General features: G+C 38.9%; 18 protein-coding genes. 10 read left to right on the top strand and 8 right to left on the bottom strand.

What is annotated here, in order from left to right; translation table 11 throughout:
• Positions 1 to 160 precede the first annotated feature (160 nt).
• Together JM79_RS14725 and JM79_RS14720 are read left to right on the top strand one after the other, a co-directional pair.
• A complete protein-coding gene (locus JM79_RS14725; protein WP_141878882.1) occupies positions 161 to 844 on the top strand; it encodes a response regulator transcription factor in 684 nt (227 codons plus the stop codon).
• On the top strand, positions 844 to 1,923 hold the full coding sequence (locus JM79_RS14720) for an ATP-binding protein (protein ID WP_141878881.1): 1,080 nt from the start codon (positions 844 to 846) through the stop codon (positions 1,921 to 1,923). The genes JM79_RS14725 and JM79_RS14720 overlap by 1 nt, the downstream gene beginning before the upstream one ends.
• Here JM79_RS14720 and JM79_RS14715 read toward each other — a convergent pair.
• The gene (locus JM79_RS14715) at positions 1,861 to 2,928 is read right to left on the bottom strand and encodes a glycosyltransferase (RefSeq protein ID WP_141878880.1); all 1,068 of its coding nucleotides are present in this window, start codon (positions 2,926 to 2,928) and stop codon (positions 1,861 to 1,863) included. The genes JM79_RS14720 and JM79_RS14715 overlap by 63 nt on opposite strands.
• 65 nt (positions 2,929 to 2,993) lie before the next feature.
• Here JM79_RS14715 and trmB point away from each other — a divergent pair, with 65 nt between their 5' ends.
• The 7 genes from trmB (at position 2,994) to JM79_RS14680 (ending at position 7,580) form a co-directional block, all read left to right on the top strand.
• Positions 2,994 to 3,668, top strand: coding sequence for a tRNA (guanosine(46)-N7)-methyltransferase TrmB (trmB, locus tag JM79_RS14710; RefSeq protein WP_141878879.1), 675 nt, complete (start codon positions 2,994 to 2,996; stop codon positions 3,666 to 3,668).
• A 6-nt stretch (positions 3,669 to 3,674) separates the two neighbouring features.
• On the top strand, positions 3,675 to 4,298 hold the full coding sequence (locus JM79_RS14705; protein WP_141878878.1) for a LysE family transporter: 624 nt from the start codon (positions 3,675 to 3,677) through the stop codon (positions 4,296 to 4,298).
• Between the two features lie 2 nt (positions 4,299 to 4,300).
• Positions 4,301 to 4,627 (top strand): MGMT family protein, encoded by a 327-nt coding sequence (locus JM79_RS14700; protein ID WP_141878877.1) that lies wholly within the window; start codon positions 4,301 to 4,303, stop codon positions 4,625 to 4,627.
• Between the two features lie 142 nt (positions 4,628 to 4,769).
• Positions 4,770 to 5,903 carry an Mrp/NBP35 family ATP-binding protein gene (locus tag JM79_RS14695; protein WP_141878876.1) on the top strand — a complete coding sequence of 378 codons (1,134 nt, stop codon included), beginning with the start codon at positions 4,770 to 4,772 and terminating at the stop codon, positions 5,901 to 5,903.
• Positions 5,904 to 6,158, top strand: coding sequence for a NifU family protein (locus tag JM79_RS14690; protein ID WP_141878875.1), 255 nt, complete (start codon positions 5,904 to 5,906; stop codon positions 6,156 to 6,158).
• A 14-nt stretch (positions 6,159 to 6,172) separates the two neighbouring features.
• Positions 6,173 to 7,234 carry an NAD(P)/FAD-dependent oxidoreductase gene (locus JM79_RS14685; RefSeq protein ID WP_141878874.1) on the top strand — a complete coding sequence of 354 codons (1,062 nt, stop codon included), beginning with the start codon at positions 6,173 to 6,175 and terminating at the stop codon, positions 7,232 to 7,234.
• A 10-nt stretch (positions 7,235 to 7,244) separates the two neighbouring features.
• The gene (locus JM79_RS14680; protein ID WP_026914088.1) at positions 7,245 to 7,580 is read left to right on the top strand and encodes a 2Fe-2S iron-sulfur cluster-binding protein; all 336 of its coding nucleotides are present in this window, start codon (positions 7,245 to 7,247) and stop codon (positions 7,578 to 7,580) included.
• 54 nt (positions 7,581 to 7,634) lie between these two features.
• On the opposite strand, the gene JM79_RS14675 is transcribed toward JM79_RS14680, so the two are convergent.
• From JM79_RS14675 to rplM, 7 genes are all read right to left on the bottom strand, one after another.
• The gene (locus tag JM79_RS14675; protein WP_141879258.1) at positions 7,635 to 8,420 is read right to left on the bottom strand and encodes a DUF3050 domain-containing protein; all 786 of its coding nucleotides are present in this window, start codon (positions 8,418 to 8,420) and stop codon (positions 7,635 to 7,637) included.
• 381 nt (positions 8,421 to 8,801) lie between these two features.
• A complete protein-coding gene (locus JM79_RS14670; protein WP_141878873.1) occupies positions 8,802 to 9,977 on the bottom strand; it encodes an acyl-CoA dehydrogenase family protein in 1,176 nt (391 codons plus the stop codon).
• A 47-nt stretch (positions 9,978 to 10,024) separates the two neighbouring features.
• Entirely contained in the window at positions 10,025 to 10,747 is a 723-nt protein-coding gene (locus JM79_RS14665; protein WP_141878872.1) for a methyltransferase, read from the bottom strand.
• Between the two features lie 131 nt (positions 10,748 to 10,878).
• Positions 10,879 to 11,703 (bottom strand): translation elongation factor Ts, encoded by an 825-nt coding sequence (tsf, locus tag JM79_RS14660; protein ID WP_141878871.1) that lies wholly within the window; start codon positions 11,701 to 11,703, stop codon positions 10,879 to 10,881.
• A gap of 89 nt (positions 11,704 to 11,792) precedes the next feature.
• Positions 11,793 to 12,689, bottom strand: a complete 897-nt coding sequence (gene rpsB / locus JM79_RS14655; protein WP_141878870.1) for a 30S ribosomal protein S2 — start codon at positions 12,687 to 12,689, stop codon at positions 11,793 to 11,795.
• Between the two features lie 166 nt (positions 12,690 to 12,855).
• Positions 12,856 to 13,242: a 30S ribosomal protein S9 gene (gene rpsI, locus JM79_RS14650; protein ID WP_141878869.1), complete on the bottom strand. Its 387-nt coding sequence runs from the start codon at positions 13,240 to 13,242 to the stop codon at positions 12,856 to 12,858.
• Entirely contained in the window at positions 13,242 to 13,697 is a 456-nt protein-coding gene (gene rplM, locus JM79_RS14645) for a 50S ribosomal protein L13 (RefSeq protein ID WP_141878868.1), read from the bottom strand. Before rplM ends, rpsI begins: the two co-directional genes overlap by 1 nt.
• 348 nt (positions 13,698 to 14,045) lie before the next feature.
• Here rplM and JM79_RS14640 point away from each other — a divergent pair, with 348 nt between their 5' ends.
• Complete coding sequence (locus tag JM79_RS14640; protein ID WP_141878867.1) at positions 14,046 to 14,615, top strand: DUF5004 domain-containing protein; 570 nt, start codon at positions 14,046 to 14,048, stop codon at positions 14,613 to 14,615.
• Positions 14,616 to 14,622 lie beyond the last annotated feature (7 nt).

Here is a 14,622-nt window from a genome sequence, read left to right as displayed (position 1 = left end):
AAATCTCGCTGCAAATAAACGGCAAGAAAGCCGCGACGATGTTACCCTAGATTTAACCCTTTGTCATTAAAGAGTTAGTTTAATGTTACCAATAGATTAACCTCAATGTTAATTCAAATTAATCCTTAATTTTATGAGCTGTAAACCATAGTTGTACACCATGAAGAAAAAAGACATTCAGATTTTATTAGTAGATGATGAGCCGGATATCCTGGAAATAGTAGGGTATAATCTCTCTTCGGAAGGTTACCAGGTGATCACTGCAGATAATGGTGCAAAAGCAGTTAAGCTTGCTCAAAAACATAAACCGCATCTTATTATTCTGGATGTTATGATGCCTGAAATGGATGGTATTGAAGCCTGTGAGCAAATAAGAAAGATTACAGATCTTGAGCACACAATTATTACATTTTTAACCGCAAGAGGAGAAGACTATTCGCAAATGGCTGGTTTTGATGCAGGAGCAGATGATTATATCACTAAGCCTATCAAGCCTAAAGTCCTGGTGAGCAAAGTAAAGGCGTTGTTAAGACGCTACCGCGATGAAGAGGCAGGTTCCAATATTGTAAAACTTTCCGGGATCACTATTAATCGTGATGAATATAAGATCGAACAGAATGGTGAAGAACGCAGTCTGCCCAGAAAAGAATTTGAGTTGTTATCTTTGTTAGCATCCAAACCGGGGAAAGTCTTTAAGAGAGAAGATATCCTTGACAAAGTATGGGGTAATGATATCGTAGTTGGAGGAAGAACGATAGACGTTCATATTCGAAAACTACGTGAAAAGATCGGTGACGATAAGATCAAAACCATCAAAGGTGTTGGGTACAAGTTTGTAGTTTAATGGCGCAACAATTTAAGAGGTCTTATAGATTTGCAATAAGGACTGCTTTATTTATCAGCCTCTTCCTTACCGCGATACTGGCTTTATTCATCTTTCTGGATTTGCAGAACTGGTGGATCGCGCTCCTTATTTTTGCAGGCCTGTGCTACCTGTTCTCATTTTTGATAATTCAGTATAGAGTAGAGCGGTTTATTTATCGCCGGATAAAAAAGGTGTATGATAATGTATCACTTCTCGATTCAAAAACCTTAAGACCCAACCAGATCACAACAGATATGTCCAGTCTTACCCGGGAGGTTAAGAAATTCGCCGAGGACAAAAAGCTGGAGATCGAAACCTTGAAAGTAAGAGAAGCTTACCGTAAGGAATTTATGGGGAATGTTTCGCATGAACTCAAAACACCACTTTTTACTGTTCAGGGTTATATTCTAACTCTAATAGATGGAGCCCATAAAGATAAGGTTATTCGTAAAAAATACCTTGCCAGAGCCAATAAGGGAGTAGAGCGACTTATTTATATCGTGAAAGATCTAGATATGATCACCAAGCTCGAAACAGGTGATCTGCATCTCAAGTATGAGACGTTTGATATTATCGAATTAATACAGGCTTCTTTCGATCTACTAGAGATGAAAGCTGCTAAAAAAGATATAACACTCACTTTTGACTTGGATTATTCAGAGGCTATTCTTGTGAGAGCAGATAGAGAAAGAATTCAGCAGGTTTTAACCAATCTTATCGTTAACTCCATTAAATATGGAAAGAATGGTGGAACTACAGAGATAAGTATTGAAAATCTTATCAAAAACAAGGTCATTGTGAGGGTGACAGATAACGGAGAAGGTATTGCGAAAGAGAATATTCCGCGTTTATTTGAGAGGTTCTACAGGGTGGACAAAAGTGGTTCAAGAAGAGAAGGAGGTTCAGGCCTCGGACTTTCAATTGTCAAGCATATTCTGGAAGCGCATGAGGAAAAGATCTATGTAGAAAGCGTTTTTGGTGTGGGAAGTGAATTTTCATTCACTCTCGAAAAACGTAAAGAGATCCCGGAGAACTCGGCCATCACCGAAATTACTTAAGCCGGTATAATTTTCAACTTCCTTCAATTTTTCTAAACTTAATTGATTTTGTTTACAGAAAGGAGCAATGCCTTGCTGTTCCAGTCGTTTCGCCAGATATTCCTGTTCTTCCTGTCCGGGTGTTGGAATAAAAAAAGCTCTTTTTTCTAATTTTGCAAGATCCATCAGCGTAGTGTAACCTGATCTTGCAATGATCGTTTCACTACTGTTTATAGCGTCTTCCAGTTCACTTCCGAAGAGATAATTGCGAATATGCAGGTTCGTATTACTCGAACTAAGTTGTTTTTCTTCGGAAATTACTCCGCGTACCAACAGTACACTGTCATTAGTTTTACTGAAGCATTCTAGTAATTTCTCTTCAAGCAACCTGCGCTGAGGTTCCGGCCCGCTAAGCAGCAGCAGGTATTTATATTTAATTTGCACTTCACGCTTTTCGAATCTGCTTAAAGCACCGATATAAGTGGATTGCTCAGGCAGATCTTTTACATGACTCAGATTTCCGCTTAAATTCTTTTCCCTGGAAGCGTAATCCGGGATCCAGATCTGGTCGAAATTCTTCAAATGCTGCCGATTTATATATGTAGACAGCAAGGTTGTGATGCCACTTAGAACATGAATTTGGTGAGTGATAAAAACATTTGTCTTCAGTTCATCGCTATAAACCCCAAACCGATTGTCAGAAATAATTCCTTCAATTTGATAATCTTTTATAATCTGCCTGGTCTTTTCCTTTTCCGCAGCGATGGTTTTTCGAATATGACTGGTTTGTGCAATGATCTTCCAGTTAAGAAGCCAGCCTTTTTTAGCATATTGAATATTATAACCGGGTAATTCGAGATGTGTAAGCTCAGGAAACTCCTTTCTCAGTAATTGCAGTGCAGCGCCATCTGAAGCCAGGATAGGTTCGTAATGTTCATTTTGAAGCGCACGAATAACAGGAATACTGCGGGTGGCATGTCCCAATCCCCAATTCATCACAGCCACTAAAATTCGTTTCTTAGACATATTCAAAACTATTCTTAGCCGCTCCTAAGCTAATTTCTTTAATTTTGCCAAAATATCAATTTTAAGTGGGAAGCAAGAATAAACTTAAACGTTTCAGAGAGAACGAGCAGTTTGAAAATGTAATTCAGCCGTCAAGAGAAGAACTTACGGAGAATGAATTTGCGTTAAAAGGAAACTGGAGCAAGGACCTTTTTAAGAACGACAATCCAATAGTTCTGGAACTTGGTTGTGGAAAAGGAGAGTATACCGTAGAGCTGGCCAGGCAGAATCCAGATAAGAACTTTATTGGGGTGGATATAAAAGGAGCGCGTTTCTGGCGTGGTGCTAAAACTGCCATCGAAGAAGGAATGAAGAATGTTGCTTTTATAAGAACGCAAATCGAACTGATAGAATATGTATTTGCTTCCGCAGAAGTTAGTGAGATCTGGATCACATTTCCAGATCCACAGATAAAATATAAGCGTACAAAACATCGTTTGACCAATGCAGAGTTTTTAGTTCGCTACAAGAATATTCTTAAAGTTGACGGACTCATGCACTTAAAAACAGATTCTGAATTTATGCATGGTTATACTTTAGGTTTATTGCATGGGCAGGGTCAGGAGATCCTTTATGCTCATCACGATATTTATAGTAATGAATATTCTCCAAAAGAAGTAACCGGAATTCAAACTTTCTACGAAAAACAGTACCTTGAAAAAGGTAAACCTATTACCTATATTCAATTCCGGATTAAATAGACATTATTGGAAGAAACGAAGATTTTCCTTATTACCTATTTTGCCGCCTTTATTGGTGTGGTGCCTCCAGGTTTGGTAAACATGACCGTGGCAAAGACCTGTGTGGAAAAAGGTAAAAGAAACGGACTCTATGTAGCCATTGGTGCAGGTATTATTGTATTTATACAGGCACTTATTGCGGTACTGCTTGCAGGTTATATTTTTGAAAATCCTTTTGTTAAAAAGATGCTGCTTCGGGCTGGTCTCGTAGTATTCTGTATTCTGGCAGTATATTTTTTCATCCAGGCACAGAAAAAGAAAAGAATTGACCCAAGTAAGCGAAAGGCGAATGCGAATAGTATCTATAAAGGCATGTTCATCGCTGCCTTGAACGTGTTTCCTATTCCTTATTTTGTAGCAATTGCAGGAGCAATGAATCTAAGCGGTGGTCTGGAATACGACTGGTCCTTAAATTCATCCTTTTCTATCGCTGCGTGTTTAGGGAGTTTTACAGCTTTGTATCTCTACGTAGTACTCTTTGATAAGATCGAAAAGAAAGCAGAGTCATTTGCAAAGTATTCCAACTATTTCATGGCAGCATTAATGGCAGTGCTCATCGTTATTGCCTTGGTAAGAATTCTGAATAATTAATTTTGAAAGATAATTCAGGTTTTTTTGATAGGGTTTATGAAGTCTGCCGGGAAATTCCTGAAGGGCGGGTAACTTCTTACGGAGCCATTGCAAAATCTCTTGGTGCCGCCCGTAGTGCGCGAATGGTTGGCTGGGCGATGAATAATTCTCATGATAAAAATGTTCCAGCGCATAGAGTAGTGAATCGAAACGGAATGCTTTCTGGTAAACATCATTTCTCTGGAACCAACGCTATGCAGCAACTTCTGGAAGCTGAAGGTGTTGAGGTGAAAGAACTACAGGTAGTCAATTTTAAAGAACTCTTCTGGGATCCCATGAAAGAGCTTTAACCAAATATAGTTTACCATAAATTACTGCTATCCAGCTATCGATCTAATATTCCTAAATTCTTCGTATTCTTAGCTTTTACCTTTATATTTGCGTTTAGAATCAGTCTAATTAAGCTGTAAAAAATCTGATTAAAATCAGTCTATGAAATTGAACAGAAAAGAAATTTTATCCGCATTAGAAACTATTTCCGTAGCCGGCGAAGGAGCTAATATGGTCGAGAGTGGTGCGGTTCAAAATGTAATGACCTTTGGCGATGAGGTGGTGGTCGATCTAGTATTAAGTACACCAGCTCTTCATATCAAAAAACGAGCAGAGGTTGATGTAATGAAAGCCATTCATGAAAAGGTTTATGAGAAGGCGAAAATTAAAGTAAATATCAAGATCGAAGCTGCTGAAAAGAAGCCGGAGATCAAAGGGAAACAAATTCCCGGAATTAAAAATATTATTGCCGTAGCTTCTGGAAAAGGAGGCGTTGGTAAGTCTACGGTAACTGCGAATCTTGCAGTGACCTTAGCAAAAATGGGATTCAAGGTTGGTATCCTGGATGCAGATATCTATGGTCCTTCCACTCCTATCATGTTTGATGTGGAAGCTGAAAGACCCTTATCTGTTACAGTAGACGGGAAATCCAAAATGAAACCGGTAGAAAATCATGGCGTTAAGATCCTTTCTATAGGATTTTTCACCAAACCTAACCAGGCAGTAGTCTGGAGAGGACCTATGGCAGCGAAGGCATTAAATCAAATGATCTTTGATGCAGCATGGGGAGAACTTGATTTCATGTTGATCGATTTACCTCCTGGAACGGGAGATATTCATTTATCTATCATGCAATCATTACCAATCACTGGTTCTGTTATTGTAAGTACACCGCAGAACGTTGCTTTAGCCGATGCTAAGAAAGGAGTTGCGATGTTCCAGCAGGAAAGTATCAATGTTCCGGTTCTTGGAATTGTTGAGAATATGGCTTATTTCACTCCGGAAGAACTTCCTGAAAATAAATACTATATCTTCGGAAAAGAAGGTGCTAAAAATCTGGCAGCAGATCTGGAAGTGCCATTTTTAGGAGAAATTCCGCTACTACAGAGTCTTAGAGAATCTGGAGATATTGGAAGACCGGCAGCTTTACAAACTGCTACTCCGTTGGAAAGTGCATTCGAGGAAATCACTCGAAATATGGTGCAGGAAACGGTGAACAGAAATAAAAATTTACCTCCTACAGAAGCTATTAAGATCACAACGATGGCAGGATGTAGCGCGGTTAAGAAAAAATAAATGACAAGCGAAGAAGTTAAAATAAATGTTGAAAAGGCACTTGCCGAAATTCGTCCATTTCTTGAAAGCGATGGGGGGAATATTTCCCTTGTATCTATAGAAGAAAATGATCGTTTGGTGAAAGTACAGCTTGAAGGAGCTTGTGTTGGCTGTTCTGTTAATCAAATGACCCTGAAGAGTGGTGTGGAAATGACGATTAAGAAATATGTGCCTCAAATAGAAAAAGTGGTAAATATAGATCGATCTACCCTTTAAAATTTTGCTGAAGAATGATTAAAACTGATATGCTCATTATCGGTGCAGGTCCAACAGGATTATTCGCCGTTTTTGAAGCCGGACTCTTGAAGATGAAATGTCACCTGATCGATGCTCTTCCACAACCTGGAGGACAGTGTTCAGAAATATACCCGAAGAAGCCAATTTATGATATTCCTGGTTTTCCTGAAGTACTTGCAGGTGATCTGGTTGATAATCTTATGGAGCAGATCAAGCCATTTGAGCCTGGATTCACTTTAGGCGAGAGAGCGGAGACCATAGACAAACAGGAAGATGGAAGTTTTATCGTTACAACCAGTAAGGGTACAAAACATCATGCGCCGGTCGTAGTCATTGCTGGGGGTCTGGGGAGTTTCGAGCCTAGAAAACCACCAATTCCTTCTATCAAAGATTTTGAAGATAAAGGAGTGGCTTATATTATTCGTGATCCTGAAGTATATCGCGATCGCAAAGTAGTGATCGCCGGTGGTGGAGATTCAGCTTTGGATTGGAGTATCTTTTTATCAAATGTTGCTTCAGAAGTTTCTCTGGTGCATAGAAGAAAAGATTTCAGGGGAGCTTTAGATTCCGTAGAAAAAGTTGATGAACTTTCGAAAATCGGAAAGATAAATCTGATCACTGATGCTGAAGTTGTAGATCTTCAGGGGAAAGATGAGCTTGAGGCTGTAGTAATAAGGCATAAAGATGAAGCAAGAGGAGAAGAGATCAAAGAAGTAGATGATTTTATTCCACTTTTTGGACTGTCACCTAAACTTGGTCCAATTGGAGACTGGGGACTCGAAATAGAAAAAAATGCTATTAAGGTTGATAATACTTATGATTATCAAACGAACATTCCCGGGGTTTATGCCATTGGTGATGTAAATACCTATAAAGGAAAATTGAAGCTTATTCTTTGTGGTTTCCATGAAGCTGCAATCATGTGTCAAAGTGCTTACCAGCTCATTAACCCAGACAAGAAGTATGTGATGAAGTATACTACTGTAAGCGGAGTTAGTGGTTTTGATGGAAGTAAGAAAGAAGCTAAAAGAGAAGTTGTAAAAAGTATAAATTAGAAGCAATTAAATGTCTGACGTTAAGATCACCATAATAGACCGTGAAGGCGAGGCTCATGTTATCGATGCCCCAACAGATATGAATATGAATCTTATGGAGGTTATTCGCTCTTATGAGCTCGCTCCGGAAGGTACTATTGGGATTTGTGGTGGAATGGCGATGTGTGCTTCATGCCAATGTTATATGCTCAATTATCAGCATATGCTTCCGGAAATGAGTTACGAGGAAGAAGATATGCTGGACCAGGCATTTCATGTGGAAGATAATAGCAGGCTTAGCTGCCAGATACCTATTACCGATGAACTTGAAGGATTGGAGATTCGAATAGCTCCAACAACCGAATAACAAAAAAGCCTGAAGAATTTACTTCAGGCTTTTTTGCTATAAATTTTTCTAATTCTAGATTGTTTGAAGCGTTTTACGCTCTTCAATTTCAGCTTCGATACCGTCCCAGAATTCTATTCTGCTTTGCAATGACTTTTCAGCGACGGCTTTTACTTCCTGCCACTTCTTATCATCATTTCCGCATAATTGCTCGACCATTCTAAATGCCATTGGACCATGTTCATCTTCATCCAGTTCAATATGGCGATCAAAGTAGTATTTGAACAGACTCAGATCTTCCTCAGGGAACTTTTGCTGCACTTTGCTTATGATAGAGGTAAACATAGCTGGAATTAGTCCTTCACGTCCAAAGGTGAAAGCTGACGCGATCTTATGAGGTTCCTGGCTATAAACAACTTCGAAAGTATGCTTCAGGAATTTTTTGATGCTTACTGGTAATTTACTGGTCGCGATGATCAGAAATATATCAGTGCCATGAGTTGCCTGCATCAAAAGATCTTCGATTTTAGACTTATTCGCCCCGGCGGCAGTCATTGCATCCAGATACATTTCAAAATGGCTTTGTCGCTCACCCTGCATGTTGATATCGGTTTCCTCGGCGAGAACGATCTCATTGATCAGGTATCTCGTTTCCGGATCTCCTACCGGTAACCAAGGATTGGTGGTTTTAGTAAGTTTTTCCTGAAGGGCAGTCAGTAAAGACATGAAGTCCCAAACGGCAAACACATGGTGTTCCATAAACAATTGCAGTTGTTCAGGACTATCGATCTTCTGGTAAAGTGAATGATTAATTAACTGGTTGGTTAGAGGTTTTAAACTTTCGTTTATCTCTTTAATCATCATAGGGTTATTTTTCCAGCAAAGGTAAGAGCTAGCTTATATATTATAAAAAAATTAGTCAGTTTTTACAGCTAGTTTAACTAAATCCTGTGCTTAAAACTGTACTTTGAAATATGCTATTAAATGCAGTCCTAATCTTTTATTCTGAAAAATCTGTAGAGTATTTACAGGTGGATGGAGTAGTGGCGAAAAAGCCGAAACCGCTAAAATCCAAATGTTGTGATAAATATAAAAAGGGCAAACGTTGCAAACGCTGCCCTAGTTTTGATTTGTTATAGGATTTTATTTTTTTAGCTTACCAGCATCAAGTGTCACTTATAGCCGGACTGAGCCTGTCGAAGGCCATTTTAAGTCAAGGTGGTTCTAATGATTTTTACTATTTTAGAAAGCTGCATGTCCTGTAATATCCATCCCGGTAATTAATAGATGAATATCGTGAGTTCCTTCATAAGTAATCACACTTTCCAGGTTCATCATATGTCGCATTATGCTGTATTCACCGGTAATTCCCATACCACCTAGAATTTGTCTGGATTCCCGGGCTATTTTGATAGCCATTTCAACATTATTCCTTTTTGCCATGGAGATCTGTGCCGAGGTGGCTTTACCTTCATTTTTCAATGTTCCAAGTCTCCAGGCCATTAGCTGGGCTTTGGTGATCTCAGTGATCATTTCAGCTAGCTTTTTTTGTTGCAATTGTTTTGCGGCAATAGGCACTCCAAACTGTTCTCTTTCCTTGGCATAACGCAATGCAGTATCGTAACAATCCATGGCGGCGCCAATAGCACCCCAGGCGATACCGTATCTAGCCGAATCCAGGCAACCAAGCGGTGCTCCCAATCCAGATTTATTTGGTAATAGATTTTCCTTTGGCACCTTTACATTGTCAAATATCAATTCTCCGGTAGCACTGGCTCTTAAAGACCATTTATTATGAGTTTCAGGAGTACTGAAGCCTTCCATGCCACGTTCAACGATCAGACCATGTATACGTCCTTCTTCATTTTTAGCCCAGACAACGCCAATGTCTGCAAATGGTGAGTTTGAGATCCACATCTTTGCACCATTTAATAAATAGTGATCCCCCATATCTTTAAAGTTCGTGGTCATTCCTCCAGGATTAGAACCATGATCTGGTTCTGTAAGACCAAAACAGCCAACCATTTCTCCGGAAGCTAATTTTGGAAGATACTTTTTCCGTTGTTCCTCAGTTCCATACTGGAAAATTGGATACATCACCAGGGAAGATTGCACTGAAGCGGTAGATCTAATCCCACTGTCTCCACGTTCAATTTCCTGCATGATAAGTCCGTAGGAAATCTGGTCAAGTCCTGCACCTCCATATTCTTCAGGAATGTAAGGTCCAAAAGCGCCAATTTCAGCAAGGCCTTTTAAAATCTGTTTCGGGAATGTGGCAGTTTGTGCTGCTTCTTCTATGATTGGAGAGACTTCTCTTTTTACAAATTCACGGGTAGCGTCGCGAACCATTTTATGTTCACTTGATAGCAGGTCGTCAATCTGGTAATAATCAGGAGCCTGGAATAGATCTGGTTTCATTGTGTAGTGTTTCTAACAAATGTAACCAAGTCTTTACTGAGAAGCAATTATAATTTCAGGTAGAAATCTTTGACTAGATTAATGTATTCCGGAGTGTAATTATGTCTGGATATTTCAATGATCAGATCTTCAATTTCAGCTGAAGTTTCTTCAAAACTGAAGCTCAGAAGACTCCTTTTTATGGGTGCTTCAGCGGTTCCTTTTACTCTGGTAATTCTTGTATGGTATAATTTAAAAGTCTTAGCAATCTTAATCGCAGTGTCCTCTTCAGAAAAAGGAATGATCATATCAAAGCGTCCGTTTTTGGATAGCAGGAGGGAAGCACCTTCTAATAATTCGGAGAGAGGCAAAGCTTCAGCAAAACGAGCCTGATCACGTTGATGATCACCTGTTTTATAATCTTCAGTATAAAATGGCGGATTGGAAAGAATTAGATCGTAATGTTCTTCATCCTGCATTTCTTCCACAAACTCATCAAATGCTGCATGATAGCAGAATAAGCGATCACCCCAGTCACTATTTTCAAAATTATCTACAGCCTGTTCATAAGCATTTTGTTCGATTTCTAGCGCGTCAATAAGTTCCGCACCAGATCTTTGAGCCATCATGAGGGCAATAAGTCCGGTTCCGGTGCCAATATCCAGGATGCTTTCCGGTTCATGTGCAAGCGAAGACCAGGCGCCAAGCAGCACACCGTCTGTACCAATTTTCATGGCACAACGATCCTGTTCTATTGTAAAATGTTTGAATTTAAATGGCCTTGCAGACATGGAACATGATTTTTAATGGAACTGAAATTCTTCAGTTATGATAACTTTTCAGTTTAGCTGATAAAAATATAAGTACAAAAAAAGAGGTTTTAAATACATAAAACCTCTTTTGATATATTATTCAGAATAAATTATCCTAGAGCAACTCTTTCGAAAGCAACTACTTCAAGTTCGCTGTCTACAGACTTCACGTACTCAGCAACGCTTTGCTTGTTCTCCTTGATATAAGCCTGGTGAACCAAAGTGTTATCTTTGAAGAAACGCTGAAGTTTTCCCTGAGCGATCTTGTCAAGCATATTTTCTGGCTTTCCTTCCTGTCTCAAAGTATCTTTAGCGATCTCGATTTCTTTATCGATAGTTTCCTGATCAACTCCAGTTTCATTAAGTGCAACTGGATTCATTGCTGCAGCCTGCATAGAAACGTTCTTTGCAGCTTCATCTGCTCCATCAACGCTTTTAGAAAGACCTGTAAGAACAGCAATCTTATTTCCAGCGTGGATGTAAGATCCTACGAAAGGAGCTTCAAGAGTTTTAAAAGCACCAATTTCGATCTTCTCACCAATAACACCAGTTTGTTCAGTAAGTTTTTCCTCTACAGTGATCCCTTTATAATCAGCTTTAAGAAATTCCTCTTTAGAAGAATAGTTAAGAGCGATTTCAGCGAAATCGTTAGCCATCTTGATGAAATCATCATTCTTAGCAACGAAATCTGTTTCACAGTTCAAGGAAATGATAACACCTCTAGTGTTTTCAGTATTCACCTGAGCAATTGCAGCACCTTCAGAAGAATCTCTGTCGGCTCTCTTTGCAGCTACTTTCTGACCTTTCTTACGAAGCAATTCGATTGCAGCGTCAAAATCACCATCAGCTTCCACTAATGCTTTCTTGCAGTCCATCATTCCTGCACCAGTAGCTTTTCTTAATTTATTTACTTCAGCGGCGGATATCTTAGCCATAATATTGTTTTTTTATTGAAAAAAGTCGTTTAGAAACTCACTGTAAAGAAAGAAGCTAAACGACTTTTAGATTTTATGTAAACGTTATTTTATTCTTCTTCGTTAGATGATTTGGCTTTATCTAAAGTTTCACTTTTAGATTCAAGCTTCACATCATTCTTAGCTTCTTTCATTGCCTTTTTGTCTTCGGCATCTTTAGAAGGAACTTCAGCTTTTTCTGCTTTAGGAGCAGCAGGTTTAGCTTTTTTCTCTTCTGAAGCATTAGAATCCTCTTTTTTCTTAGCTGGTTTCTCAGATTTTCTTTCTGAAAGACCTTCTACGATAGAGTCTGCAACGTAAGAAACAACTTTGCTAATAGATTTAGAAGCATCGTCATTAGATGGAATTAGATAATCAACCTCACGTGGATCTGAGTTGGTATCAACCATCGCAAAAATTGGAATGTTTAGTTTTTGTGCTTCTTTGATCGCAATGTGCTCACGTGTAGTATCTACAACGAAAAGCGCAGCTGGAAGTCTTGACATGTCTGAGATAGAACCTAAGTTCTTTTCTAGCTTAGCTCTAAGACGGTCTACTTGCAAACGTTCTTTCTTAGAAAGAGAGTTGAAAGTTCCATCTTTCTTCATTCTATCGATAGAAGCCATTTTCTTAACAGCCTTACGAATAGTAACGAAGTTTGTAAGCATACCACCAGGCCAACGCTCAGTGATATAAGGCATGTTAGCCTTTTCAGCCTGCTCAGCAACGATCTCTTTCGCTTGTTTCTTTGTAGCTACGAAAAGGATCTTTCTTCCACTTGCTGCGATCTTTGCAAGAGCATCACCTGCTTCCTGCATTTTAGCAGCACTTTTATATAAGTTGATGATGTGGATCCCGTTACGTTCCATATAGATATATGGAGCCATGTTTGGATTCCAACGTCTGGTTAAGTGTCCAAAATGAACACCAGCATCAAGTAATTCTTTTACTTCTACTTTGTTTGCCATTTTTGTAATAGTTTACGTTCTGTTGAGATAGCAACAACCAGGTGGCTACTTAATAGTATGGCCCTGACTGTTTAGATGCTAAACTAACTTCTGCCCGGCATGAACAGAATAACAACAAAAAATTAATTTTTTTATGAACTCCCCGGAAAATATTCCGGTTATAATATTAACGTTTAGAGAACTGGAATTTCTTACGGGCTTTCTTCTGTCCGTATTTCTTACGTTCTACCATACGTGGATCTCTAGTAAGAAGACCTTCTGGCTTAAGTGCGCCATGATTTTCCTGGTCTAGCGCCACCATAGCTCTGGATAGTGCCAGACGGATTGCTTCAGCCTGTCCAGTGATACCTCCACCGTAAACGTTAATTTTAACGTCGAAGTTTCCTTCATTTTCGGTAAGCATCATTGGCTGGTTCACTTTATAAAGAAGTGTTCCAGTTGTGAAGTAATCTTTAAGGTCTTTCTTGTTTACGGTAATGTTTCCCTGTCCTTCTGAAACATATACACGGGCCACAGCAGTTTTTCTACGGCCAATTTTGTGAATTACCTCCATTACTTAACGTCGTTTAAGTTAATAGTTTTAGGTTTTTGAGCTTCGTGATCATGTTCAGATCCTACATAAACCTTTAAATTTCTGAATAGTTCTGCTCCAAGTTTGTTCTTAGGAAGCATCCCTTTAATTGACTTTTCTACTAGTCTCTCAGGACTTTTTTCGAAAAGTTCTGAAGCTGTCAGACTCTTTTGACCACCTGGATAACCTGTGTGACGGATGTACTCTTTCGCGTCCCATTTCTTTCCAGTTAAGTTGATTCCCTGCGCATTCAATACAATTACATTGTCTCCGCAATCAACATGTGGGGTGAAGTTAGGCTTGTGCTTTCCTCTAAGTAGATATGCTACTCTTGAAGCAAGACGACCTAAATTTTGTCCGTCAGCATCTACCACAACCCATTCTTTGGTTCTGGTGGCTTTGTTAGCCGATACTGTTTTGTAACTTAATGTGTCCACACCAATTGATTTTACTAATTATTAAACATTCCAATCCCGCTTACCCGAATCTCAATCGGGAAAACAGGGGTGCAAATGTACAATTATAAATTCATATAGCAAACAGCACTATCAAAATTTAATCTGACTTAAAGCAGCTGGTTTTCAGTATGATAAAATACCTAAATATTAAAGCTTAATTCTATCAAACGATACATCATAATGTAGGTAAAGGACTTCAAAAAGGAATATCTATCGATATTTAGATCGATAAAGTGCTTTTTTGTGCGTTTAAAGTTAATTTTCGATGTTAAGGATTCCTTAATTTTTAGCATTCTGCTGTATGTTTGTAATCCCTAAATATATATTATGAAACTAATACTGAATGTTAGATTGTATTGCTGCCTCCTACTCGCTGGATTTTTATCTCAAAGTTGTAGTAAAGAGGATATTTCTCAGGAGTCTCAGTTAAAGCTCAGTAACGCAACCACGGTTACTACCGCAGATATGGTTGGAAGCTGGGATCTAACGAAAATGATGGCAGATGTGGAAGTTGATCTCGACTCTACTCCGGGTGGGAGCAAAAATCTTCTGGATGAAACTGATTGTTTTAACACAATGAGTATAACATTTATGTCTGATAGTACGTTTGTAAGTAACAATGCTATGATGACCTTCGAAGACGGAGATGGTGATGATTTTAGTTGCCTTTCTGATAGAATGGATTCAGGTAATTGGTATGTAAGCGATAATAAGCTTGTTTTGGAGCTCACAATTAATGGTGAAACCTTTATTCATGAAAAAGCGATCGATCTTGGATCTGGTACTTTCGCTTTTGATGTTACCAAAATCGAATCAGACCAATATGTAAATGATCCCGGTAATACGAGAGCTTCTGAAATCAGAATTTTGATGCTGGAGTATACAAGAGCTAAATAATAGTAAG

The organism is Gramella sp. Hel_I_59, assembly GCF_006714895.1.
In the GTDB taxonomy this organism is placed as follows: Bacteria; Bacteroidota; Bacteroidia; order Flavobacteriales; family Flavobacteriaceae; genus Christiangramia.
Note: the sequence above shows the minus strand (reverse complement) of the source record. Positions and strands in the feature narration are given on the sequence as shown.